This is a genomic window from Streptomyces glomeratus (genome assembly GCF_021462825.1).
GTDB classification, from domain to species: Bacteria; Actinomycetota; Actinomycetes; order Streptomycetales; family Streptomycetaceae; genus Streptomyces; species Streptomyces glomeratus.
Genome location: NZ_JAKEEB010000012.1, coordinates 177,080 through 202,410, shown reverse-complemented (window position 1 = coordinate 202,410; position 25,331 = coordinate 177,080). Strand labels below are relative to the sequence as shown.

The window sequence follows — 25,331 nt, the reverse complement described above, 5'->3', positions numbered from 1 at the left end:
GTGCTGCTGCCGTTCTTCTCCTTCATGACGTTCCTCATCGCCGTACCGACCGGCGTGAAGTTCTTCAACTGGATCGGCACCATGTGGCTGGGCTCGCTGTCCTTCGAGACACCCATGCTGTGGGCCACGGGTTTTCTGGTCACCTTCACCTTCGGCGGTCTGACCGGTGTCATCCTGGCGTCCCCGCCGATGGACTTCGCGGTGTCCGACTCGTACTTCGTGGTCGCGCACTTCCACTACGTCATCTTCGGCACCGTGGTGTTCGCGATGTTCTCCGGCTTCCACTTCTGGTGGCCGAAGTTCACCGGCAAGATGCTCGACGAGCGGCTCGGGAAGATCACTTTCTGGACGCTGTTCACCGGTTTCCACGGCACGTTCCTGGTGCAGCACTGGCTGGGCGCGAACGGAATGCAGCGCCGCATCCCGGACTATCTCGCGGTGGAGGGCTTCACCACGCTCAACACGGTCTCCACGATCTTCTCGTTCGTGCTCGGTCTGTCGTTCCTGCCGTTCCTCTACAACGTGTGGAAGACCGCCAAGTACGGCAAGCCGGTGCGTACCGACGATCCCTGGGGCTACGGCCGCTCGCTGGAGTGGGCGACTTCCTGCCCGCCGCCACGGCACAACTTCGTGTCCCTGCCGCGGATCCGCTCCGAGTCCCCGGCGTTCGACCTGCACCACCCCGAGAGGATTCCACGGTGACGGACCGTCCGGTGGACGCGAGCGTGCTGATCAGCGAGGTCGAGGGGCATCTGCTGCTCCAGGCCGCGGTCTCGGAGGGCCGCGCCGCCGCGGAGCGTCTCACCGGTCGTCTGGTCTGGCTCACCGACACCCAGCGGGAGGAACTCGAGGAGTGTTTCACCCAGGAGTATCTGGCTCTCGCCCGCCGCTCCTGGCAGCACACCGCGCGGCGCGGCACGGAACTGCGCGCCGAGTACGAGTACAGATACCGTGCCCTGCGCCGCAGGCTCTGCACTGGCTGGCTGCTCGGCGCGGCGCTGTGTGTCGCGGCCGCCCTGCTGACCGGCGTCAGCGTCTAGCGGTGTCATGTGCGGCGCGATACCGGGTGGTCGCTCAGTCGCCCGGCGACCACCCCACCGGCCTGAGGATCGCGAGCAGCTGCCGGACCAGTTCGTCCACGATCTCGTCGAGGGTCGCGTCGACCCACCCGGCCCGCCAGTCGTGCAGCAGGCCGTTGACGCTGCCGATGAACGCCGTGGCCGCGATCCGGTAGTCGCGCGGCGCGGCCTCGCCGCGCTCGGCGGCCAGGGCGGCCTCGGCACAGATGAACTCCACCCATCGGGACCGGCGTGCCAGCCGCTGCTCCTCCAGCCGCGGGCTGACACCGATGATCTCGACGAAGGTGATCCGGATACGGCGTGGATCGGAGGTGACGTTGGCCGCGTACGCCCCGAAGACGGCGGCGGCGCGCTCGGCGAGCGGCAGGTCGCGGGCGCGCGCGAGGGCGACGGCCGCCGCCTGTTCCGCCCAGTCGTTGACCTCCAGATGCAGGGCGGCCAGGACGTCCTCGAGGGTGTGGAACTCCTCGTAGAACTGGCGTGTCGAGAGCCCCGCCGCCTCGCTCAGCGCCGCGACGGTGGTGCCCCGGAAGCCGGGGCTGTCGCCGAAGAGCCGAAGCGCGGCGTCCAGGAACCGCCGGCGCCGCTCGGCCTGCCGCTCCTCGGCCGACTTGCCGCCGTAGCGGCCCGTCGGCTGTCTCAGTCTGCCCGCCACGCACTCCCCCGCGTCATTCGATGGTCTGTTCGCCTCTCGTCAATTTTGTCCCGCGCAGAGTCTTGTGATGAGGCCGCCCCCTTCTTACTTTCCAGTAAGTCACTGTGAACGTAGGCGTATTCAGATTCCATCGACGACAGGGACCCCACCATGCCTGCCTTCAGACCCCGGTACCTGCTCGCCCTCACCACCGTCCTCGCCCTGACCACCGGCGGGACGGCGACGGCGGTCTCCGCACAGGACTCCCCCTCCGCCGCGCTGCGTGAGGTGATGTTCGTGGGCAACAACTGGGACGGCACCGCCGACGTCATCGAATCGAGCGGCGACTTCGCGAGGATCGGCCGCGTCAACGTGATCCCCGACAAGGCCGAGCGCCTGGCGGAGATCGACGCCGACCCCATCAAATGGATCTACTTCACGGCCATCCGCAACAGCGTCGGCGAGGGGCACGACCAGTTCGTCGACGACATGTACTCCACTCCGGACGGCAGGTCGATGGTGGTCTCCCGGCCGAGCTTCGCCGACGTCGTGTCCATCGACCTGACCACCGGCAGGATCAACTGGCGTTTCCCGGTGGCCGGTTACCGCGCCGACCACATGGCGGTCTCCCCCGACGGCACCAGGGTCGCGGTCTCCGCCTCCACCGCGGGCAAGGTGCACGTCCTCGACATCGGCACCGGGAAGGAGCTGGGCTCGTTCGCCACCGGAGACAAGCCCCACGAGAACATCTTCACCAAGGACGGCAAGTACATCTGGAACATGGCCATCGGCGACGTCACGACCTCGCTCGACGACCCGGCGTGGGACTGGACGAAGGGCGACCGACACATCACGGTCGTGGACGCGGCCACCTTCAAGCAGGTCAAGGTCATCGACATGCGGAGCCGACTGGACGCCATCGGCCTCAAGGACTTCTCCGACGCCGTACGCCCCGCCGTCTTCTCCCCCGACGAGTCCAGGCTCTACTTCCAGGTGTCGTTCTTCAACGGCTTCCTGGAGTACGACGTGGCCGCCGACCGGATCACCCGGGTGAAGACCCTGCCGAAGAACCCGGCGACCAGCGAGGACCGCACCACGTGGGTCAACGACTCGCGCCACCACGGCATTTCGATGAACCCGTCCGGCACGAAGCTGTGCGTCGCGGGGACGATGGACGACTACGCGACCGTCGTCGACCGCGCCACCCTCCAGCAGGGCCCGCTCGTCACCGCCGCCAAGCCCTACTGGGCGACCGTGAGCGGGGACGGCAAGGACTGCGTCATCTCGGAGAGCGGCGCGGACAAGGTCACCGCGATCGACTTCACGACGGGCGAGAAGACCGCCTCGGTTCCGGTCGGCGATCACCCGCAGCGGGTGCGCCTGGCGCACGTCCCCGCGGACTGGACGGGTCCGTCGGCCGGCTGATCTCCTTCGCCACCCACGCCGACAGCTCCACCCGCGCCGCGCTCAGCAGGGACGTGGACGGAGCCGTCGCCCCGTTCGTGATCAGCGCGTAGTGCACGGACCCGGTGTCGCACGCGGTCAGCAGAAGCCGCTTGCCGCCCGTGCCACCGGGTTCGTCCGCCACGGCGATCGGAGCCTGCCCGGTGGGGGCGGGCAGTCCCGCCGCGGTGCCGAGGTCGGAGACCACCGTGGTGGACGAGGGTGGGAAGGAGGCGGGCAGATGCAGCTCCGTGGGCGCGGCGGAGCCGTTCGAGCGCCAGACCAGGACCCCGTACTGGCCCGAGCCCACCAGCCGCGCCACGTGGGGCAGCGAGCCCGGTACCGGATTCCAGGTCAGGGTGGTCGAACCGTCGCGGGACCGGTCCTCGTAGGTGAAGGCGAGCGCCGTCCCGGCGGTGGCGCTCGGGTAGAGCCGGTCCAGCAGCCGGGCGTCCTGGCGCAGGACCGGGGAGCCCGAGTCGTCGAGGGCGACGGCGGAGAGGTCCTCGCCGTTCCAGGCGTCGCCCGTGGTGAGCACTTTGCCGGGGTTGCCGTTCATCAGCTCGCGGTGCCGGCCGCTGTAGAGGTCCCACTGCCACTGCGTGCCGGACAGCACCGGCCCGGAGTTCATCGGTTCCCTCCACCAACGCGTGCCCGGCAGACGGGAATCGAGGGCCTGGTACATCGCCTTCACCACGGTGGGCGCCTTGTCGGAGACCGGGCCGGAGAGCGGATGGCCGAACTCGCTGAGGAAGGCGGCCGTGCCCAGGGCGGCGGCCCGGTCGCGCACGGTGCCGAAGTCGCCCGCGTACTGCCCGTCCCCCGCCTTGCCCCACATCAGAACGCCCGAGACGGCCTTCTGGTCGTAGAAGTGGGTGTTGAGGACGTACCGCGGTCCGATCGTGCCCGCGTCGAGGAGTCCTCCCTTCTGCCGCTGGAAGGAGATGTTGGCGTTCCAGAAGAGGTTGGGCTCCACGAAGGCCGGCTTGTCCTGCCACCCGGCCGAGTCCATGCGCGTTCGGAACCGGGCGTAGAACGGCCAGAGCACGTTCCGCTCCCAGGTGCGGCTGGTCTCCCCGGAGTCGTATCCGCCCGCGTAGGGCTCGTTGTAGGGGTCGAAGCCGACGACCCGTGCGAACTCGTCGTCCGTCAGGTGCCGCGCGAGATACGCCATGGTCTTCCCGGCGGTGGCGAGGAAGGCGTCCTGTACACCGTACGCGTTGTGCCAGAAGTCGTACGACGCCCTCGTCACCGCCTGGTTCTGGGTGATGTTCTGGCCCCAGAAGAAGCAGATACCGCAGGACTCCGCGGGGTAACTCCCGGAGCCCACGACCCACTCGGGCGCGCCGTCGCCGGTGTACCAGCTCCCCTCGCCGAAGAGGTGGCGGGAGTGGAGGTCCTGGTGGAAGTCGGGCAGGACACGGATGCCGGCGTCGAGGAACGCCCGCATCTGGTCGGTGACCGCGGCGAGATAGGCCATGTCGGCCTGGCCGCGGACGGGCTCGGCGTGGGCCCAGGAGAGCAGGAAGCGGACCGTGTTGCCGCCGCCCAGGGCGCGCACCGCGGCCGCGGACGTCCTGGCGTCGGCGACCGAGGCGAAGGGCAGTCCGCCGTTCTCCTCCAGCTTGGTCTCGCCGGAGACGTTGTAGCCGCGCAGCACGACCTCGCGGCCGAGGCCGTCGACGAGGCGGCCGTCCCGGACGACGAGGGCGGCGGACGCCGGGGCGTCGAACCAGAGGGAGCCGGGAGGAGAGGCGGCGGCGACGGGCCGTCCGCCCGTCGCCGCGAGCAGGCCGGTGAGCGACACGAGAACGCCGAGCAGACGTACGCGCAGCTTTGCCATGTACATCACAATCGGGCGGGGGATGCATCACGTCAACACCCGGCGCCGCACGGGCGCGGCGGCGAGGAACACGCTGTTCGGCTGACGTACCGTTGCCGAGCGCAGGTCCGTGATCGAAGGGGTGGGGATGACGGATTTCCAGGGCGGGCTGCTCCGTGCGCTGCCGGGCACGCTCCGGGAGCACGCGGCCCGGCGGGGGCGCAAGACCGCCTACCGGGACGCCGTACGGGCCGTGACCTACGGGGAGTTGGAGGAGCGCACCGGCCGGCTGGCGGGGCACCTCACTCGCCTGGGAGTGGGGCGCGGGGATCGGGTCGCGATCCATCTGGGCAACCGCGTGGAGCTGGTGGAGAGCTGTCTCGGCGTGCTGCGGGCAGGCGCGATCGGCGTGCCGCTCGACCCCGCGGCGACGGATGACGAGTTGGCGTACTTCCTCGACGACAGCGGTGCGGTGGCGATCGTCACCGAGGAGGCGCTGCTGCCGCGGGTCGCCCCGCAGGCCGCGGACCGGCCGGGACTGCGCGTGGTGGTCGTCGGCGCGGGCACCCTCCCCGCCGGATCCCCCGCCGGCGCCCTCCCGTTCGAGGAGCTCGCCGGGACCGGCCCGGGGCTCGACCCCTTGGACGACCTGGGGCTGGACGAGCCGGCCTGGATCCACTACACCTCGGGCACCACCGGCAGGAGCAAGGGCGTGGTCTCCACTCAGCGCTCCGCCCTGTGGTCGGTGGCCGCGGCCTATGTCCCGGCCTACGGGCTGAGCGAGGACGACCGGCTGCTATGGCCGCTGCCGATGTTCCACTGCTACGCCCACTCCCTGTGTCTGCTGGGCGTGGTCTCGGTCGGCGCGAGCGCCCACCTGCTCGACCGGGGGGCGGATGTACGCCGGGCGCTGGCCGCGCAGCCGTTCACGGTCCTGGCCGGAGTGCCCGCCACCTACCGGCTGCTGCTGGAGTCGGCACCGGAGCGGGAGGCCACCCCGGCCTCCTCGCTCCGGCTGTGCGTGACCGCGGGCGCCCCGTGCCCGCCTCGGCTGCGCGCGGCCGTCGTGCGGGCGCTGGGCGCTCCCCTGCTGGACGGCTACGGCTCCACGGAGACCTGCGGGAAGATCGCGGTCAACCGGCTCGACGGGTCCCCCGACGACGACTCCAGCGGCCCGCCCCTGCCCGGGCTGGCGGTACGGCTGGCGGATCCCGCCACCGGTGCCGAGATCCCCGACGGCGAGGAGGGCGAGATCTGGGTCCGCGGCCCGGCCTTGATGACCGGTTACCACAACCGGCCCGAGGCCACCGCCGAGGCGTTCACCGACGGCTGGTACCGCACCGGGGACCTCGGCCGGCGGTTGACGGGCGGCCGCCTGCGCGTCACCGGCCGCGTCAAGGAGCTCATCATCCGCGGCGGCCAGAACATCAACCCGTCCGAGGTGGAGCAGGTGCTGCTCGACCGCTCCGACATCGCCGACGCGGCCGTCGTCGGCCGGCCGCACGACGTGCTGGGCGAGGTGCCGGTCGCCCTCGTGGTCCCCGCACCGGGCGGCTTCGACGCGGAAGGGGCGCTCGCCGACTGCCGGGGACGGCTGGCCGCCTTCAAAGTGCCCGACGCGATCCTCGAGGCAGCCGCCGTTCCGCGCACCCCGTCCGGCAAGATCGCCCGCACGGAACTCGCCGGCCGGCTGGACCGGCGGATGGCCGCGCAGCGCACGGCCGCCTCGGCCGCGCTGCGCGAACGCCTCGCGCAGACACCCGACGCCATCCTGCAGCTCGTCCGCGAGGAGACCGCACGGACCACGGACGTATCCGCGGACGCCCTGGATCCCGATCTCCCCTTCACCGCGCTCGGGCTCACCTCGCTCGCCGGTGTACTGCTGCGCGACCGGCTCCGCGCCGCGACGGGCCTGGACCTGCCCGCGACGCTGGTGTTCGACCATCCCACGCCCGCCGCCGTGGCGGCGCTGGTACACGGGGCGCTGCGCGGCGAGACGGACCCCTGGCCCGCGCGCCCGACGGGGGGCTGGACGCTTCCCGAACCCCGGGACCCGATCGCCGTGGTGTCCATGGCCTGCCGCTTTCCGGGGGGTGTGGCCTCCCCCGAGGACCTGTGGCGGCTGCTCACCGACGGCACCGACGCCACCTCGGACTTCCCCGCCGACCGAGGCTGGAACGTGGCGGAGCTGTACGACCCCGATCCGGACCGTCCCGGCACCTCGCTCACCCGCCGGGGCGGCTTCCTGGAGGGAGCGGCCGATTTCGACGCGGACCTCTTCGGGATGTCGCCCCGCGAGGCACTGGCGACCGATCCGCAGCAGCGTCTGCTCCTGGAGACCGCGTGGGAGCTGCTGGAGCGGGCGGGACTCGACCCGTCAGGGCTGCACGGAAGCGACACGGGAGTCTTCGTCGGTGTGATGCACGACGACTACGCCGGCCGCCTGCTGCACGGTGGCGGGCACGAGCTGGAGGCCCATCTCGCCCTCGGCTCGGCGGGCAGCGTCGCCTCCGGCCGGATCGCGTACACCCTGGGTCTCAGCGGTCCCGCCGTGACCGTGGACACCGCCTGCTCGTCCTCGCTGGTGGCGATGCACACCGCCGCACGGGCCCTGCGGAACGGCGAGTGCTCCCTGGCGGTCGCCGGAGGGGCGACCGTCATGGCCACCCCCGCCCCGTTCGTCGCCTTCAGCAGGCTGCGGGGGCTGGCGCCGGACGGCCGGTGCAAGCCCTTCTCCGCCGCCGCCGACGGGACCGCCTGGGCGGAGGGCGTCGGCCTGGTCCTGCTGGAGCGGCTGTCCGACGCACGGCGCAACGGGCATCCGGTGCTGGCCGTGCTGCGCGGCTCGGCCGTCAACTCCGACGGCGCCTCCAACGGGCTGACCGCGCCCCACGGTCCGGCGCAGCAGCGGGTGATCCGGGCGGCACTCGCGGACGCGGGGCTGTCCCCGACGGACGTGGACGCCGTGGAAGCGCACGGTACGGGCACCGCGCTCGGCGATCCGATCGAGGCGCGGGCACTGCTCGCCGCGTACGGCGCGGACCGGTCCCCCGAACGTCCCCTGTGGCTGGGGTCCTTGAAGTCGAACCTGGGGCACACGCAGGCCGCGGCCGGTGTCGGCGGCGTCATCAAGACCGTCCTCGCGATGCGGCACGGACGTCTGCCGCGCACCCTCCACGCCGACGAGCCCTCGGCCGGGGTCGACTGGTCGTCGGGGACCGTACGGCTGCTGACACGGGAGCAACCCTGGCGCCCGGCCCCGGGGAGTCCCAGGCGGGCCGGCGTGTCGGCGTTCGGGATCGGCGGCACGAACGCGCATGTGATCCTGGAACAGGCCGAGGAGAGCCCGGCCGCCGTCACCGGGAGAACCCCGGCCGCGGCCGACGCGCACGCGGCCGCCCTGCGCCGCCCGGGCGCGACACCCCCGCTGCTGCTGTCGGGCGCGAGCCCCGCCGCGCTGCGGGCGCAGGCCGCGCGAACGGCGGCCGTGCTGCGCGACAGGCCTGAACTCACCCCACTGGACGTGGCGTTCACGCATGCCACCGCGCGGGCCGCACTCCCGCACCGGGCCGCCGTACCCGCCGACGACCGGGCGACTCTGCTCGCCGCCCTGGACGCGCTCGCGTCGCCCGGTGCGCCGCGGGCGCACCGGGCGGCGGCCGGGAGGCTGGCTCTGCTGTTCCCCGGACAGGGCGCCCAACGGCCCGCCATGGGACGGGAGCTGTACCACGCGTTCCCGGTGTTCGCGACGGCCTTCGACGCGCTGTGCGAGCGGTTCGACGCACACCTGGAGCGGCCGTTGCGCTCGGTTGTGTGGACGGCGCAGGACGAGCCGCTGCTGGACCGTACCGATTTCGCGCAAGCAGCCCTGTTCGTCCACGAGGTGGCGGTCTTCCGGCTGCTGGAGTCATGGGGCGTACGGCCCGACGTCCTGGCCGGGCACTCGGTCGGCGAGCTCGCCGCGGCCCATGCCGCGGGCGTGCTGTCCGAGGCGGACGCCGTCGAACTGGTGGCGGCCCGCGGCCGGCTGATGAGCCGGCTGCCGGAGGGCGGCGCCATGGTGGCTCTGGACGCCACCGAGGAGGAGGTGAGGCGCGAGCTGACCGACGGCGTCGCGGTCGCGGCGGTCAACGGCCCCCGCGCGGTGGTCGTCTCCGGCGCCCATGGGCCCGTACTGGCGCTCGCGGAGCGGTTCGCCCTGCGAGGCCGGCGCACCGCCCGGCTGCGGGTCCGCCACGCCTTCCACTCCCCTCTGATGGAGCCGATGCTCGCCGAGTTCGGCGACGTCGCGGCCAGGTTGGCGTACGGGATACCGCGAATACCGGTGGTGTCGGGGCTGACCGGACGCCCGGCCACCGGGGACGAACTGCGGTCGGCGGCGTACTGGGTCCGGCATGCCCGCGAGGCCGTGCGGTTCGCCGACGCCGTGCGGTGGCTCGCGCACGAGGGACGGGTGACCGCGTTCGCCGAGGCCGGCCCGGACGCGCAGCTCACCTCCCAGGCCGTGGCGGGCCTCGGTGAGGCCGGCGAAAGGCTGCTGTTCACGGCCACCACCCGGCCCGGCGGCACGGAGCCCGAGCCGCGGACGCTGCTCGCCGCGCTGGGCCGGCTCCACGTCCATGGGCTGCAGGTCGACTGGCGGCAGGTGTACGAGGGCAGCGGCGCCCGGCGGGTCGAGCTGCCGACCTATCCGTTCCAGCGCCGGCGCTACTGGCTGGACGCCCCTGCCGCCGCGCCCGCGGAGCATCACGCTCACGCACTGCTGACGCAGACGGTCACCGTGCCGGACACGGAGCGGCTGCTGTGCACCGGTCTGCTCTCCGGAGCGAACCAGCCGTGGCTGCGCGACCACGTGGTGGCGGGCCGGGCTCTCGTACCGGGCGCCGCCTTCGCCGACCTGGCGCTGACGGCAGGCGACGCATGCGGCCTCGGCGTCCTGGAGGACCTCGCCCTGCTGGCGCCGCTGCCCCTGCCCGCATGGGACCGGGAGCGGGTCCAGGTCCAGGTGGCCGTGGGAGAGCCGGACGGCGCCGGGCGCCGCACGGTGGACGTGTACGCGCGGCCCGAGGCGTCCGGCGCGCTGGGTTCCTGGACGCATCACGCGACCGGGCGCCTCGGCCCGGCCGCCCCCGGCGCCCGGGAGGACGCTGCAGCTCTCGGCAGCTGGCCACCGCCGGATGCCACGCCCGTGGACCTCGGCGGTGCCTACGAGCGGCTGGCCGCCGCGGGTCATGCGTACGGTCCGGCGTTCCGGGGCGTCACGTCCCTGTGGCGGCGGGACGGTGAGCTGTTCGCGGAGGTCGGCCCGGTGCCGGTGGACCAAGCCCGGCGCCACTTGCTGCATCCGGCGCTGCTGGATGCCGCTCTGCATGCCGTGCTGCTGGCCGAACCGCCTTCCGGTGCGGCCCGGATGCCCTTCGCCTGGCAGGGCATGACGCTGCACGCCACCGGTGCGACGGCACTGCGGGTGCGCGTCAGGACGAGCGGCCCGGACACGGTCGCCGTGGACCTCGCCGACCCTTACGGCGCGGCCGTGGCCACACTGGAGTCGCTGACCACACGTCCGGTCCCGACGGCCCTGGCCGCCCCGGCCGTCGAGCTGTACCGCCTGCGGTGGGCGGGCGTTCCGGTCCCCTCCGAGGGGACCGCCCTGGCCGTGACGGACGCCGACGACCTGGGCCTCGGCGCGGTGCTGCCGGCCGCGGACTCCCCTCAGGCGGTCGTGGCCACGCTGTGCGCCCCCGCCGCCGGGGACACCGACCCGGCCGCGGCCGCGCGGGACCTCGCCGTACGGGCCTTGGAGCTGCTGCGGACGGAACTCTCGGGTACCGGGCGGCTCGTGGTGGTGACGCGCGGCGCCACGGCGCGGACGCCGGACCTGGCCGCCGCCACGGTGGCGGGACTGGTACGGGCCGCGCAGACGGAGTATCCGGGCCGCCTCACCCTCGTGGACGTGGACGACCGGCCGGAGTCTCTCCGGCTGCTGCCCGCGGCCGTGGCCACCGGTGAACCCCAACTCGCCGTCCACGGGGGCACGGTGAGCATTCCGCGGCTGGTGCCCGGCCCACCGTCGCCGACGGGTGGCTCGCTCGGCACGGGCACCGTCCTGATCACCGGCGGTACCGGTGCCCTGGGCGGACTGCTGGCCCGGCACCTGGTCACCCGGCACGGTGTACGGCACCTCGTCCTCCTGAGCCGCCGTGGCCCGGCCGCACCGGGTGCCCGGGCGCTGCGGTCCGAGCTGGAACAGGCGGGCGCCCGTGTGGACCCGGTCGCGTGCGACGTCGCCGATCGGGACGAACTGGCCGCTGTGGTAGGTGAGTTCGGGCCCGGCCTCAGCGCCGTGGTGCACACGGCCGGGGTGATCGACGACGGTGTGCTGGAGGCGATGACGCCCGAGCGGCTGGCTGCGGTGCTGCGGCCGAAAGCCGACGCGGCCTGGCACCTGCACGAGCTGACGAAGGGCCTGCCGCTGGAACGGTTCGTGCTGTTCTCCTCGGCCGCCGGTCTGCTGGGCAACCCGGGGCAGGCCAACTACGCGGCGGCCAACTCCTTCCTGGACGCCCTCGCCCTGCACCGCGCCGCCCTCGGTCTGCCGGCCCTCTCGCTGGTGTGGGGACCATGGGCCGACGAGGACGGGATGGCGGCCCGCACCGGCCGGCTCCGCGGATCCGACGTGCGCGCGGTCACCCCGGAACAAGGCCTGGCGTTGTTCGATGCGGCGCTGGGCGGCGAGGCACCCGTCCTCGCGCCGCTGCCGCTGGAGCGCTCGCCGGGGAACGCGGCCCAGGCCCCGGTTCCCCCGCCGTTGCGGGGGCTCGTCCGTCCCGTCCGGCCGGTGGCCCGGTCGGGTTCCACGGCCGGGGGTGCCGAGCCGGACGGTGAGGCGGGGTCCTGGCGACGGCGGCTGGCGGCGCTGCCCGCGCCCGAACGGCTGCCCGCCCTGCGGGGGCTGGTCCGCGCGGAGGCCGCCGCCGTGCTCGGGCACCCGGACGCAAGCGCGGTCGACCGGGGCTTTTCGGAACTCGGCTTCGACTCGTTGACGAGTGTGCTGCTGCGCAACCGGCTGGTCCTGCTGACCGGCGTACCACTGGCGGCGACCGTCGCGTACGACCGGCCGGGCGTGGAGGAGCTCGCCGGCCATCTGCACGCGGAGTTGAGCGGGGCGCTGCCGGAACCGGTGGCGGGCGACGGCGGGGAGCCGGAACGGGGCGCGGCGACCGACCGAGACGAGCCGGACGGCGGCACGGCAACCGACCGAGACGAGCCGGACGGCGGCACGGCAACCGACCGAGACGAGCCGGACGGCGGCACGGCAACCGACCGGGACGAGCCGGACGGCGGCACGGCAACCGACCGGGACGAGCCGGACGGCGGCACGGCAACCGACCGGGGCGAGCCGGACGGCGGCACGGCAACCGACCGGGACGAGCCGGACGGCGGTGGCGCGGAAGCGGCTCCGTCCGCCTCCGTGCCGTCCCCGCCCGCTCCGGCGCCGTGCGGGCAGCCGACGCGCGGCCGCCGGGCCGTCCAGTCCCTGCCGGCCCTGTACCGGCGGGTCTGCGCGACGGGAGACGTCGTCTCGGCGATGCACCTGCTGGTCACCGCCTCCCTCGGGGCACCCGCGTTCGGCACGGACGAGGCCGCCCGGCACGCGCTCGCCCCGCTGCGCCCGGCCGCGGGACCGGGCGGCCCGGCGCTCGTGTGCGTTCCCGGCTTCGCCCCCCACCTGGGCCGGTCCTGGCACGGAGGGGTCGCCGCCCGCTTCGACGGCGAGCGGGACGTGTTCGAGGTGCGGCACCCGGGCATCGACCACGGGGACGCGGTCGCGCGGGACCTGCCGACGCTGACCGCACTGCACGCCACGACCGTGCGGCAGCATCTCGGCGACCGTCCGTTCGTGGTCGTGGGCCACTCCATGGGCGCCTCCGCCGCACACGCGGTGACCACACGTCTGGCGGAACGGGGCACTCCCCCCGCGGGGCTCGTCCTGCTGGACCCGTACCACATCACCCCGGACCGGGAGGCCGAGCCCTGGCTGCTGGCCCTGCCCGCCCGGCTAGCGGTCGAGGCGGGCGAGCGGTTCGACACCGCGGTGGACGAGCTGACCCTGTTGTCGCTGGGCGCGTACACCCGGATGTTCCGCGGCTGGCAGCCGGAGCCGACGGACGTGCCCACGCTGCTGGTACGGGCCACACGGCCGCTGCCGGGCATGCCGGATCGGTGGCGGTCGGACTGGCCCGGTGCCCATGACACGGTCGACCTTCCCGGCACCCATCTCAGCCTGCTGGAGGACCACGCGGCCACGACGGCGCGGGCGATCCGCGACTGGACCGGATCGCTCGGCCGGTGAGTCAGTCCGCTCCCCGTCCGGGGATGCGCGGGGCCAGGCGGTGCAGCCGTACGTCCGACAGCGCGCCCTGGGCCACCGTCGCGGTCATGTATGTGCAGTGGGGCTGGCGGCGTCGATCGGTCGGGGAACCGGGGTTCAGCAGCCGCAGGCCGGTGTCCGTGGTGGTGTCCCACGGGATGTGGCTGTGCCCGAAGACCAGCACGTCGAGGTCGGGGAAGCGCAGGGCACAGCGTCGTTCCCGGCCCTGGGCGGCGCCCGTCTCGTGGACCACGCCGAGGCGCAGGCCGTCGAGGTCGGCGCGGGCCACCTCGGGCAGCCGGGCCCGCAGGGCGGGGCCGTCGTTGTTGCCGTGCACGCCGATCAGCCGCGCGGACCGGCTCTCCAGCAGGTCGAGCGTGGCCACGTCCACCCAGTCGCCGGCATGGACCACCACGTCGGCACGCGGGAGCTCGGCGAGCAGCTGCGGGGGAAGTTCCCTGGCGCGCCGGGGGACGTGGGTGTCGGACATGAGCAGCAAGCGCACGACGTCAGGGTGTCATGACGGGGCGGCCGGGGCACGGCACCCGGCGTGGGATGCCGTAGGTGGTCGTCAGGTGCGCGCCTGTGTCGGCGGGTTTTCCAGGTGGAGGTCCGCCCACACCTGCTTGCCGCCGCTGACCGGCAGCGTCCCCCACGCCGCCGACATGGCCTCGACGAGCAGGATGCCACGGCCGCCCGTGGCCTCCCAGCCGATGTTCGTGGGCTTGATCGGCGAACGCGGCGAGCTGTCCGCGACCGCGACGCGCAGCCGGTGGTTGAGCAGTGTGAGATCGAGGCGGACCTGGCCGCCGGTGTGCACCAGGGCGTTGGTGACGAGTTCGGAGACGACGAGCAGCACCGTGTCGATGTCCTTCTGCGCCACGCCCCAGGCTCGCAGGGAGCGCCGGGTGAACCTGCGGGCGTGCCGGACCGCTTCGGGCAGACGCCACACCGTCCAGGTCTCGCGCAGCGGGCGCACCGCCATGCCGTCGTAGCGGACCAGCAGGAGGGCGACGTCGTCCCTGCGGTTGGCGTCTGCGAGCAGCACGTCCGCGACGAGCCCGAGGTGGCCGGGATCGGCGGCGGACAGTTCCCCGGCCAGCCGCGCGAGGCCGTCGTCGAGGCTGGTCTCGGCGTTTTCCACCAGCCCGTCCGTGGTGAGGGCGATGACCGCGCCGGGCTGCAACCGCAGCGGGGTCATCGGGAAGTCGGCCTGGTCGACGACGCCGAGGGGCGGTCCGCCCTCCGCCTCGATGATCTCCGTTCTGCCGTCCGGATGGCGCAGTGCCGGCGGGATGTGTCCGGCGCGGACGCACCAGGCGGTGCCCTCCTCCATGTCGATGTCGACATAGCAGCAGGTGGCGAAGAGGTCGGACTCCATCTCCACGAGGAGCCGGTTGGCGTGCGCTACGACGACGTCCGGAGGGTGGCCCTCGGCGGCGTACGCGCGCAGGGCCGTGCGCATCTGTCCCATCAGGGTGGCGGCGCCGGCGTTGTGGCCCTGGACGTCGCCGATGACGAGGGCGGCGTGGTTGTCGGGCAGCGGGATCACGTCGTACCAGTCGCCGCCGAGTTCCAGGCCCGCAGTCGTGGGCAGGTAGCGGGCCACGGCCACGGCGCCGGGCAGCCGGGGCAGGCGGCGCGGGAGGAGGGCGCGCTGGAGCATGCCGATCAGTTCGTGCTCGGCGTCGAAGGCGTGGGCTCGCACGAGCGCCTGTCCGGCGAGTCCCGCGACGGCGGTGAGCAGGGCGCGTTCGTCGAAGGTGAAGTCGTGCGGGCTGTCCCAGCCGACGAGGCAGGCGCCGGCCGTTCCGCTGCCCGCGGGCAGCGGCAGCACGGCGAGACCGCCGGGCCCGACCTCGGCGAGCGCGGGCTCCAGGTCCGTGCCGGCGGGCCAGACGGCAGGGCGGCCCTCCCGAAGCGCGGCGGCGAGGGTCGGCATGGCGCGAACCGGGGCATCGGGCCACTCGGTGCGCCACTCGGTGCGCCACACCTCTGGCCAGGCCTCAGGCTCGGGCGGGTCGAGGACGGTGACGACGAGCCGGTCGGACTCCAGCTCGGCCAGGGCGACCCGGTCCGCCCGCAGCGGCGCGCGCAGGGCGGCGACCACGGCCGTGCCGACGTCGCGGACGGTGCCCGCGGTGGCGAGGGCAGCGGCGAGCCGCTGGATGCGGGTGACGTCGCTGACGGCGGGGCGCAGCTTCGAGGCCTCGGCGACCGTACCGACGAGCCGGGCGGGGCGGCCCTCCGCCGCGGGCACCAGCCGCCCGCGCAGCCGCAGCCATTTCGGCTCGCCGGAGGGCTGCAGGATGCGGAACTCCAGCTCCCGGTCGCCGACCGACAAACGGTCGGGTTCGACCACGGACATCAGGGCCGGCACGTCTTCCGGAACGGTCCTGGAGAGCAGGGTCTCGACCCTGCCGTCGAACGCGTCCCGAGCGATGCCGAAGAGATCCAGTACCTCGTCGTCGACCTCGACCCGGCCGCTGTCCACGGCCAGGCTGAAGGAGCTGCCGGTGAGTGGGCCCGGGCCGGCCGAGGCCGGTGTGGGGCCGGCGAGGGCCTCGGCGACGAGCCGGAGGCACTCCCGGTCCTCGGTGTCGAAGCCGCCCGGCTTGTCGCTGACGGCGGCCAGGCAGCCACCGTCGCTCAGGGGCAGCACTCCCAGAGAGAAGTCCGGTTCCGGCGGCAGCCGGCCCGCCTCGGCACAGCGGTCGAGGTCCTCGGGGGTGAGCCACAGGGGCTGTCCGGCGGTGTGGACGCGCGCCGCGGGGCCGCTTGCGGGCAGGGGGTAGACGTCACGCAGTCCGTACAGCGCCCTCGGTACGCCGACCGTCTCGACCAGGCGCAGTCCGTCACCGCCCGCGTGCGGGGCGTAGACGGCGGCGAGGGTCGCCCCCGTGAAGGAAAGGGCCTGTTCGAGGATGCGACGCAGACGCTCGCGCGGTTCCAGGTCCACGATGAGCGTCTTGAGGGCAAGTTCCGCACGCTGCGTTCTCGTTCTGCGTCCCGCAGCGCCCTCACTGCCCACTCTGCAATTACAGCGCTTCCGCGACGTGGGCGCAGCCCCTCTGCGCGTGTCGGTGCAGCTCTTTGTGCATGTCGTCTCTGTACATGTCGTCTCTGTGCTTGTCGTGTCCGTGCGCGTCGTCCCTGCCGTGTTCTGCCAGGAGCCACTTCGCGGCCGCGAACGCTCGGGGCGTCACGGCCGGCGACGGAACGGTCCGGCCCTCCCGCCGGAGGGCCGGACCGTTCCGCTCAAGGGCTCAGTGGCCCGACAAGGAGGAGCCGTCGGCCGCCCCGCCGCCCTGCGCCTGCCCGGACTGGTCGCTGCCGGACGGGTCGGCCGAGCCGCCCGCCTGCTCCCCGGTGCCGCTCTGGTCACCGGCACCGCTCTGGTCACCCGGGCTCGCGCTCTGGTCACCGGCACCGCTCTGGTCACCCGGGCTCGCGCTCTGGTCACCGGCACCGCTCTGGTCACCCGGGCTCGCGCTCTGGTCACCGGCACCGCTCTGGTCACCCGGGCTCGCGCTCTGGTCGCCCGCGCCCGCCGCGCCGCCCGCGCCGAGCGTCGCGCCGGTCGCCTGGAGGGCCGTGGTCACCGGCTGGAAGAAGGTCTCGCCGCCGGTGGTGCAGTCGCCGCTGCCGCCCGAGGTGAGGCCGATCGCGCTGCCGTCCCGGGTGAACAGGGAGCCACCGCTGTCACCGGCCTCGGCGCAGACGTTCGTCTGGATCAGGCCGGTGACGGTGTCCACGCCGTTGGGGTCGGTCTCGCTCTGGAAGTTGACGGTGGCGTCGAGTCCGGTGACGGTGCCGTCGTGCAGACCCGTGGTGCTGCCCATCCGGAAGACCTGCTGGCCCACCACCGCGTCCGCGGCCTTGGTGATCTGGACCGTCTGCCCGTTGCCGACGTTGACCTCGCTCGGCGCCTGGGTGGCCGGGTCGTCGTACTTGACCAGCGAGAAGTCGCCGTTGCCGGGGAAGGTGGCCTGGTCGACGGTGGCGATCGGCTGGCCGTTCTGGGAGTCGGACCACTGCTTGGCCGCCACGCCGCAGTGACCCGCCGTCAGGAAGGCGGGGCTGCCGTCGCCGGCAGTGACGTTGAAGCCGAGGGAACAACGGACTCCACCGCCGTTGGCCTGGGCGAAGATGGCGTCGCCGCCCGACACGAACGTCTTGAACGTGCCCCCGGACTTCTTGAGGGTCGCCACGCCCGAACCGAGGCCCTTGACCGTCGATTCGAGCGTGTTCCACTTGGCGCCGGTCACGGTGCTGTCGGCGGTGACCCGGACCTCGTTGGTCTTGGGGTCGACGGACCACGCGGTGCCGGGGATCGTCGCCTTCGTCCGCAGCGTCTTGGCGGCGGCGCGCAGCGTGGCGGTGCTGTTGCGGACCTGGTTGGGGACCGCGCCCGCCTTTCTGATGGTGTTGACGACGTTGCTGTCGTCACCGACCACATTGACGACGATCTGCTGCTTGTCGGCGTTGTAGTAGGAGCCCGCGAAGGCATCGCCCAGCTGGGAAGCCAGCTGCGCGGCGAGGTCCGAGACGTCGGCCGCCTTGAACGTCTTGGGGGTGCCGCCCTGCGACGAGTCCGTCTGGGACGCGTTGGCGTTGGGCAGAAGAAGGGCCGCCGCTCCGAGCGCCGCCACGCTTCCCGCCGCGATCACGGCCTTGCGCTTGGGTATGCGTTTGTGACTCAACTCTTGACCTCCTGGGGACGGGGTGCGTTGCCGCCGTCCGGCAGCTGACTGGGCGCCTGGATGCCTGTTGATACGCAGGTGTCACATGGGGTGTTCAACCGCTGCTGCAGCTGGCCGAGTTGGCGTATGCGAAAGCGTGAAATAGGTGGCAAACGCGTCTGCCGGGGCCCGGCGGGGGGTAAGGAACCACGCATGACGCCAGCCGAAGCCGACAAGATCCTCTCCGGCAGCTTCGCCCCCTGGGTGCAGGAACTGGGCCTGTCGGTGGTCGAACTGGACGACCGGCGGGCCGTACTGCGGCTGCCCTGGACCACCCGGCTCGCACGGGAGGGCGGTGCGCTGTCGGGTCAGGCACTGATGGCCGCGGCCGACACCGCGACCGTGATCGCGGTGTCGGCGGCGCGCGGCGGCTTCGTGCCCATGACGACCGTCCAGCAGTCGACCACCTTCCAGCGCGCGGTGGTGGACGCGGACGTGCTGGTCGAGGCGGTGCTCACCAAGCTGGGCCGGCGTATGGCGTTCGCCGACGTCACGATGACCGTGGGCGACACGGCGGAGATCGCGGCGCGGGCGAGCACGGTGTACGCCCTGCTCGGCCAGGACCTCAGCGGCGGCGGCGGGCTTGCGTAACAGCGCGGTCCGCGCGACCGTCCGCACACGCTCAGCGATCGATCGGTGACGGTCGGTTCCGGGCGGCGAACGGAATCCCGGCTTCAGGGGATCTGCACAGCCATTGCGCAAACAGGTCACCGTCCACGGCGGATCTGCACACTCGCGCGCCGGGGGCCGCGCTATTGGACCAGGAGTGTCCCTTTCGGGTTCCGGGCGGCCAGGGGCCGTTGGCGTGGATGCCGCGCAGCATGTGAAGAAGTGGCCGACACGCCGTGCACGCACCTGCACGGGTAGCCGCTTCGGAGCGTCAATTGCCCTGGTGAGGGCCCTGGTTGATTGGAAGAGCCATGCCTTGGCGTGCTTTGATCCCTGCACCGCGGGGGCCACCCCCATGGGCCCCGGCGACGGGTGCCCGGCGCTCGCGGACGCGGCCGACCGTCTGTCCCCAGAGGGGGGCCGCTCTCCCCCTTGTGAATACCCATATGAAGGGAAGTTCCATCATGAACTCCACCCCCCAGGTTGAGACCGCCGAGATCTCGGACGCCGAGCTGGACACCGTTTCCGGTGGTCTTCAGCTGAACGCCGTGGGCACCGCCGCCGGCCTGGTGGACGGCGTCGCCCCGGTTTCCGGCCTGGCCGGCACGGCTGTCGGCACCGTCGAGGGTGTCACCGGCCTGAACACCGCCCCGGTCACCCAGCTGGTCGCCGGCCTCTGATCGTGCCCTTGTGCCGTTGAGTCCCGGAACCGCCTCCCGGTTCCGGGACTCTCGGATGCCGTCATTCTCTCCGAACAGGTGAGGGAAGGTTCCGTGCAGTTCCGCCAACAGGCCCTCGGCAAGCTGCAGTCGCCCGAAGAGCTGGACCTCCCGGTGCGCTTCGCGCGCCCCCAGGGCTGGCTCGTGCTCGCCGTCACGGTGGTCGCCATGGCCGCCGCGTCCGCGTGGGCCGTCACCGGCTCGGTGGCCTCCACGGTCAGCGCGCCCGCCATCCTCACCCACGGGGAGGGCAGTTACATCCTGCAGAGCCCCGTCGCCGGCCAGGTCACCGCTGTCCTCGCCAAGGAGGGCGAACGGCTGCCCGCGGACGCGCCCGTGGTGAAGGTGCGAACGAGCAGCGGCGACGCGGTGGTCCGCACCGTCGCCGCGGGCCGTGTCACCGCACTCGCCGCCACCATCGGCCAGATCATCCAGACCGGGGCGAACGTCGCCGCGGTGGAGAAGGTCGCGCACGCCTCCGACCCGCTGTACGCGACGGTGTACGTGCCCGCGCAGAGCGCCGCCTCCATCCCGGCGAACGCCTCCGTGGAACTCACCGTGCAGTCGGTGCCGTCCCAGCAGTACGGTGTGCTGCGCGGTCGTGTGAAGTCCGTGGACCGGGCGCCCCAGTCGGCGCAGCAGATCGCCGCGTTCCTGGGCGACGGCCAGCTGGGCGAGCAGTTGACCAGGAAGGGCCGCCCGGTGGCCGTCCTCGTACGGCTCGACAAGTCCTCCGACACGAAGAGCGGTTACCGGTGGTCGTCCACGGACGGCCCCCCGTTCGCCCTCACCTCCATGACCATGGCCACCGGCTCGATCCGCATGGCCGATCAGCGTCCCGTCGATTGGCTCCTGCCGTGACCGCTCCCCCGGACACCCTGCCCCCGGTACGGGGCAGGCGCCGCGCCGCTCCGCCGAAGCGCACCGTGCCCAAGGGCAGGACGAAGACCGTCCGCACCCCCACCGTCCTCCAGATGGAGGCAGTGGAGTGCGGCGCGGCCTCCCTGGCCATGGTGCTCGGACACTACGGCCGGCACATCCCCCTGGAGGAGCTGCGAATCGCCTGCGGTGTGTCCCGCGACGGCTCACGCGCCAGCAACCTTCTCAAAGCGGCCCGCAGTTACGGTCTGACGGCCAAGGGCATGCAGATGGACACGGCCGCGCTCGCCGAGGTGAAGGCACCCGCGATCCTGTTCTGGGAGTTCAACCACTACGTCGTCTACGACGGCATGGGGCGCCGCTTCGGCCGCCGGGGCGTGTATGTCAACGACCCCGGCAAGGGCCGCCGTTTCGTACCGATGGAGGACTTCGACACCAGCTTCACCGGGGTGGTCCTGGTGATGGAGCCGGGTGAGCGCTTCACCAAGGGCGGCCGCAGGCCGGGTGTCCTCGGTGCCATGCCCGCGCGGCTGCGCGGCACCTCGGGCACGATGCCCGCCGCGATCCTGGCGAGCCTCCTCCTGGTGGCGGTGGGTGCCGCGCTGCCCGCACTCAGCCGGACGTACATCGACATGTTCCTGATCGGCGGGCAGACCTCGCTGCTGGGCGTGCTGTTCATGTCGATGGCCGCCTGTGTGCTGCTCACCATCGTGCTCACCTGGGTGCAGCAGACGAACCTGCTGCGCGGCCGGATCATCTCCTCCACGCTCTCCAGCGCCCGCTTCCTGCGCCATCTGCTGCGTCTGCCGGTGACGTTCTTCGCCCAGCGCAGTCCGGCCGACCTGGTGCAGCGCCTGCAGTCCAACGACGCGGTAGCCGAGACCCTGGCCCGCGATCTGGCGGCGGCGGGCGTGGACGCGATCGTCGTCGTGCTCTACGCGGTGCTGCTGTACACGTACGACCCGCAGCTGACGTTCGTCGGTATCGGCGTCGCGCTGCTCAACGTGGTGGCGATGCGGGTGGTCGTAAGGCTGCGGGCGACGCGCACCGCGAAGCTGCGTGCGGACAGCGCCCGGCTCACCAACACCGCGTACACCGGGCTGCAGTTGATCGAGACGATGAAGGCGACCGGTGGCGAGGACGGCTACTTCCGCAAGTGGGCCGGGCAGCACGCCACCACGCTGGAGGAACAGCAGCGGCTCGGGGTGCCGAGCGCCTGGCTGGGGGTGGTCGCGCCGACGCTCGCCACGCTCAACAGCGCGCTGATCCTGTGGATCGGCGGCCTGCGGGCGGTCGAGGGGCATATCTCGGTCGGCCTGCTGGTCGCCTTCCAGGCGCTGGTGACGCGGTTCACGGCGCCGATCACCCGGCTCAACGGGGTCGCGGGCCGTATCCAGGACTTCGCGGCGGACGTGGCACGTCTGAAGGACGTGGAGAACTTCGAGGCCGACCCGCTCTACGGCCGCTCCGGACGCGGCGAGTCGACGCGCCGCCTGCACGGCCATGTCGAACTGGAGAACATCACCTTCGGCTACAGCCCGCTGGACAAGCCGCTGCTGAGCGGCTTCAGCCTGACGGTCGGCCCGGGTCAGCAGGTGGCGCTGGTCGGCGGTTCGGGCAGCGGCAAGTCGACCGTGTCCCGGCTGATCTCGGGCCTGTACGCCCCGTGGGAGGGCGAGATCCGCATCGACGGGCGGCGCCTTCAGGACATTCCGCGCGGGGCGCTCGCCGCCTCGGTCTCCTTCGTCGACCAGGATGTCTTCCTCTTCGAGGGCACGGTCCGCGACAACGTGGCGCTGTGGGACCCCTCGATCCCGGACGACGCGGTGGTCGCGGCGCTGCGGGACGCGGCCCTGTACGACGTGGTGATGCGCCGCCCGGGCGGTATCCACAGCCGGGTCGAGCAGGACGGGCGGAACTTCTCCGGCGGGCAGCGCCAGCGCCTGGAGATCGCACGGGCGCTGGTGCGCGATCCCAGCATCCTGGTCCTCGACGAGGTGACCAGCGCCCTCGACGCGGAGACGGAACAGACAGTGATCGACAACCTGCGCAAGCGCGGCTGCGCCTGCGTGGTGATCGCGCACCGGCTCAGCACCGTGCGCGACAGCGACGAGATCGTGGTGCTCCAGCACGGAACGATCGTGGAACGAGGGCGGCACGATGCCCTGGTGGCGGCCGGCGGGGCTTACGCCGAGCTGGTCAGGGAGCGATGAGATGACGGCGGTTCAGGAGGGCGACCTCGTCCTCGGCGCGCTGGGTGGGATGGGATCCCCGGTCGACTGCTCGGGCCTGGGCCGGCTCGACCTGGGGGGCCCGCAGGTGCTGTGGCTGGTGGCGTCCGGCGCGCTGGACCTGTTCGCGGTCGACGCCGCCGTTCAGGGCCACTGGCACCATCTCGGCCGTCTGGAGGCGGGTTCGCTGCTGCTCGGCCCGGTCGCGGGCCCCCAGCACACTCTGGTCGCCCGGCCGGTGCGCGACTGCGCGGTGCGCCGCATCCAGCTCCGCGAGCTGTACCAGCAGGTCGACACCCAGACCTGGTCGTACGACGAATACGGCAACCCGCAGTACGTACCGCCGACGACGAGCCCGCTGGAGTACGCCCTGGCCCTGGGCGTCGGCCGGGGCCTGTCGATTCTCTTCCAGGCGCCGATGGCGAGCGAACGCGCCGCCGACATCACGGACGACGACGTCTTCTGGATGCAGGTGCCGCCGGGCAGCGTCCAGTACGGCTCCCTGTACGGGGCGGAGGCCGCGGCCGATCTGCTGATGGACCCAGCGGTCTGGCAGGGCATGGTCGACCAGCAGTACCGCCTGCTCGCCACCCTCGACCGGTGGATCGAGCAGGTGGAGCGCACCCACGAGACCCGTACCGCGGCCGGCATCAAGGCGGGCGAGGCGGTCCGCGCCCAGGCCGACCGCACACTGCTCGCCTCGATCGGCAGGCCGTCGGCCCGGCGCACGACGGCGGCCGACGCCGACGCCACCTACGCGGCCTGCCGGCTGGTGGCCGGCGAGGCCGGGATCACGCTCGCCGACCCCGGGCAGAGCGACACCGAGAGCGACCGCCTCGATCCGGTCGAGCGGATCGCGGTCGCCTCCCGGGTCCGCACCCGGGCCGTGCGGCTGGAGGGGCGCTGGTGGCACGACGACGTCGGCCCGCTGGTGGGCCATCGGGCCCTGTCGGGGGCGCCGGTCGCCCTGCTGTGGCGGCGCGGAGGCTATGCCGCCGTGCAGCCCTCCTCGGGCCGCGAGACGCCCATCGAGAAGGCGAACGCGGATGAGTTCGAGCCGCGGGCCGTCATGTTCTACCGTCCGCTGCCGGATCAGCGGCTCGGGCCGCTGCGGCTGCTGCGCTTCAGCATGCACGGCACCCGGGGCGATCTGCTGGGCCTTGTGCTCAGCGGCCTTGTCACCGTCGCCATCGGCGCGCTGGTGCCCATCGCCACCGGCAAGGTGCTCGGCGAGTACGTGCCGAAGGCCCAGGAGGGGCTGATCGTGCAGGTCTGCCTCGCCGTGATGGTCACCGGTGTGGTGGCGGCGGCGTTCATGCTGCTGGAGAATCTGAGCATCCTGCGCCTGGAGGGACGGATCGAGGCGACGCTCCAGCCCGCCGTCTGGGACCGTCTGCTGAGGCTGCCGACGAAGTTCTTCGCGGAGCGCTCCACCGGTGAGCTGGCGAGTGCGGCGATGGGTATCAGCGCCATCCGCAGGCTGCTCGCCGGAGTCGGGCCGGTGGTCGCCCAATCCGTGACGGTCGGTGCCATGAACCTGGGGCTCCTGCTGTGGTATAGCGTGCCCATGGCCCTGGCGGCGATCGGCATGCTCGTCGTCATCGCCGCCGTTTTCCTGGGGCTCGGGCTGTGGCAGGTGCGCTGGCAGCGGCGGCTGGTGCGGCTGGGCAACAAGCTGAACAACCAGGCGTTCCAGACCCTGCGCGGTCTGCCCAAGCTTCGGGTCGCGGCCGCCGAGAACTACGCCTACGCCGCCTGGGCACGCGAGTTCGCGCGCAGCCGTGAGCTGCAGCAGAAGGTGGGCCGGATCAAGAACCTCACCACGGTGCTGGGCGCGGTGTATCTGCCGGTGTGCTCGCTGCTGCTGTTCATACTGCTCGCGGGCCCGGCCAGGGGTGCCCTGTCGGCCGCCGACTTCCTCACCTTCAACACCGCGGTGACCATGCTGCTGACCTCGGTCACCCAGCTCACCGGCGCGTTCGTCTCGGTGGTCGCGGCGCTGCCGCTGTTCGAGGAGATCAGGCCGGTGCTGGACGCGACCCCGGAGGTGCGTACGGCCAGCACCCGGCCGGGTGTGCTGTCCGGGGCGATCGAGGCGCGCCGGTTGTCCTTCCGCTACGCCGACGACGGTCCCCTGGTCCTCGACGACGTGTCCTTCGCGGTACGACCGGGTGAGTTCGTGGCGATCGTGGGACCGAGCGGCTGCGGCAAGTCGACCCTGCTGCGCCTGCTGATCGGCTTCGACAAGCCCGTCTCGGGCGGCGTGCTGTACGACGGCCAGGACCTCGCGGCGCTCGACCAGTCGGCGGTGCGCCGGCAGTGCGGGGTGGTCCTCCAGCACGCGCAGCCGTTCACCGGTTCGATCCTGGACGTCATCTGCGGCACCGAGCCGTACACGCCGGAGGAGGCGATGGCGGCGGCCGAGATGGCGGGGCTGGCGGAGGACATCAAGCGGATGCCCATGGGTCTGCACACCATCGTCCAGGGCAGCGGCGCGATCTCCGGTGGACAGCGCCAGCGCCTGATGATCGCCCAGGCGCTGATCCGCCGTCCGCGCATCCTGTTCTTCGACGAGGCGACGAGCGCGCTGGACAACGAGACACAGCGGAAGGTCATCGAGTCCACCCGTGCCCTGAACGCCACCCGGATCGTGATCGCCCACCGTCTGTCCACGGTGCTGGACGCGGACCGGGTCATCGTGATGGAGGACGGGAAGGTCGCCCAGCAGGGCCCGCCCGCGCAGCTCCTCGCGGACACGAACGGGCGGCTGCACGAGCTGGTACGGCGTCAGCTGGCGTGAGC

At 72.6% G+C, this 25,331-nt stretch carries 14 protein-coding genes; 9 read left to right on the top strand and 5 right to left on the bottom strand.

Annotation, left to right across the window (positions count from 1 at the left end; translation table 11 throughout):
* On the top strand, positions 1–702 hold a 702-nt coding region (locus LZ604_RS17445; protein WP_234516130.1), incomplete at its 5' end, for a cytochrome c oxidase subunit I.
* Complete coding sequence (locus tag LZ604_RS17440) at positions 699–1,040, top strand: hypothetical protein (RefSeq protein WP_234516129.1); 342 nt, start codon at positions 699–701, stop codon at positions 1,038–1,040. The genes LZ604_RS17445 and LZ604_RS17440, both read left to right, overlap by 4 nt.
* A gap of 34 nt (positions 1,041–1,074) precedes the next feature.
* Here LZ604_RS17440 and LZ604_RS17435 read toward each other — a convergent pair whose 3' ends face one another.
* Positions 1,075–1,734: a TetR/AcrR family transcriptional regulator gene (locus LZ604_RS17435; RefSeq protein WP_234516128.1), complete on the bottom strand. Its 660-nt coding sequence runs from the start codon at positions 1,732–1,734 to the stop codon at positions 1,075–1,077.
* 150 nt (positions 1,735–1,884) lie between these two features.
* Here LZ604_RS17435 and LZ604_RS17430 point away from each other — a divergent pair, with 150 nt between their 5' ends.
* A complete protein-coding gene (locus LZ604_RS17430) occupies positions 1,885–3,138 on the top strand; it encodes a YncE family protein (protein WP_234516127.1) in 1,254 nt (417 codons plus the stop codon).
* Here the strand turns inward: LZ604_RS17430 and LZ604_RS17425 are convergent.
* On the bottom strand, positions 3,035–5,005 hold the full coding sequence (locus LZ604_RS17425; RefSeq protein WP_234516125.1) for a cellulase family glycosylhydrolase: 1,971 nt from the start codon (positions 5,003–5,005) through the stop codon (positions 3,035–3,037). The genes LZ604_RS17430 and LZ604_RS17425 overlap by 104 nt on opposite strands.
* 121 nt (positions 5,006–5,126) lie before the next feature.
* On the opposite strand from LZ604_RS17425, the gene LZ604_RS17420 reads away from it, so the two are divergent.
* Positions 5,127–13,331: a type I polyketide synthase gene (locus tag LZ604_RS17420; protein ID WP_234516123.1), complete on the top strand. Its 8,205-nt coding sequence runs from the start codon at positions 5,127–5,129 to the stop codon at positions 13,329–13,331.
* Between the two features lies 1 nt (position 13,332).
* Here the strand turns inward: LZ604_RS17420 and LZ604_RS17415 are convergent, their stop codons facing one another.
* The 3 genes from LZ604_RS17415 to LZ604_RS17405 form a co-directional block, all read right to left on the bottom strand.
* Positions 13,333–13,854, bottom strand: coding sequence for a metallophosphoesterase family protein (locus LZ604_RS17415; RefSeq protein ID WP_234516122.1), 522 nt, complete (start codon positions 13,852–13,854; stop codon positions 13,333–13,335).
* A gap of 66 nt (positions 13,855–13,920) precedes the next feature.
* A complete protein-coding gene (locus tag LZ604_RS17410) occupies positions 13,921–16,380 on the bottom strand; it encodes a SpoIIE family protein phosphatase (protein ID WP_234516121.1) in 2,460 nt (819 codons plus the stop codon).
* A gap of 235 nt (positions 16,381–16,615) precedes the next feature.
* Positions 16,616–18,052, bottom strand: coding sequence for a S1 family peptidase (locus LZ604_RS17405; protein WP_234516120.1), 1,437 nt, complete (start codon positions 18,050–18,052; stop codon positions 16,616–16,618).
* A 192-nt stretch (positions 18,053–18,244) separates the two neighbouring features.
* Between LZ604_RS17405 and LZ604_RS17400 the strand changes: the two genes are divergently transcribed.
* The 5 genes from LZ604_RS17400 to LZ604_RS17380 all read left to right on the top strand — a co-directional run bounded on the left by LZ604_RS17400 (position 18,245) and on the right by LZ604_RS17380 (position 25,329).
* On the top strand, positions 18,245–18,682 hold the full coding sequence (locus LZ604_RS17400; RefSeq protein WP_234516119.1) for a PaaI family thioesterase: 438 nt from the start codon (positions 18,245–18,247) through the stop codon (positions 18,680–18,682).
* Between the two features lie 482 nt (positions 18,683–19,164).
* Entirely contained in the window at positions 19,165–19,380 is a 216-nt protein-coding gene (locus LZ604_RS17395; RefSeq protein WP_234516118.1) for a type A2 lantipeptide, read from the top strand.
* A 93-nt stretch (positions 19,381–19,473) separates the two neighbouring features.
* Positions 19,474–20,280, top strand: a complete 807-nt coding sequence (locus tag LZ604_RS17390) for an HlyD family efflux transporter periplasmic adaptor subunit (protein ID WP_234516116.1) — start codon at positions 19,474–19,476, stop codon at positions 20,278–20,280.
* Positions 20,277–22,511 (top strand): NHLP family bacteriocin export ABC transporter peptidase/permease/ATPase subunit, encoded by a 2,235-nt coding sequence (locus tag LZ604_RS17385; RefSeq protein ID WP_308283600.1) that lies wholly within the window; start codon positions 20,277–20,279, stop codon positions 22,509–22,511. Before LZ604_RS17390 ends, LZ604_RS17385 begins: the two co-directional genes overlap by 4 nt.
* A gap of 1 nt (position 22,512) precedes the next feature.
* Positions 22,513–25,329 carry an NHLP bacteriocin export ABC transporter permease/ATPase subunit gene (locus tag LZ604_RS17380; RefSeq protein WP_234516114.1) on the top strand — a complete coding sequence of 939 codons (2,817 nt, stop codon included), beginning with the start codon at positions 22,513–22,515 and terminating at the stop codon, positions 25,327–25,329.
* The last annotated feature ends 2 nt before the right edge of the window (positions 25,330–25,331 follow it).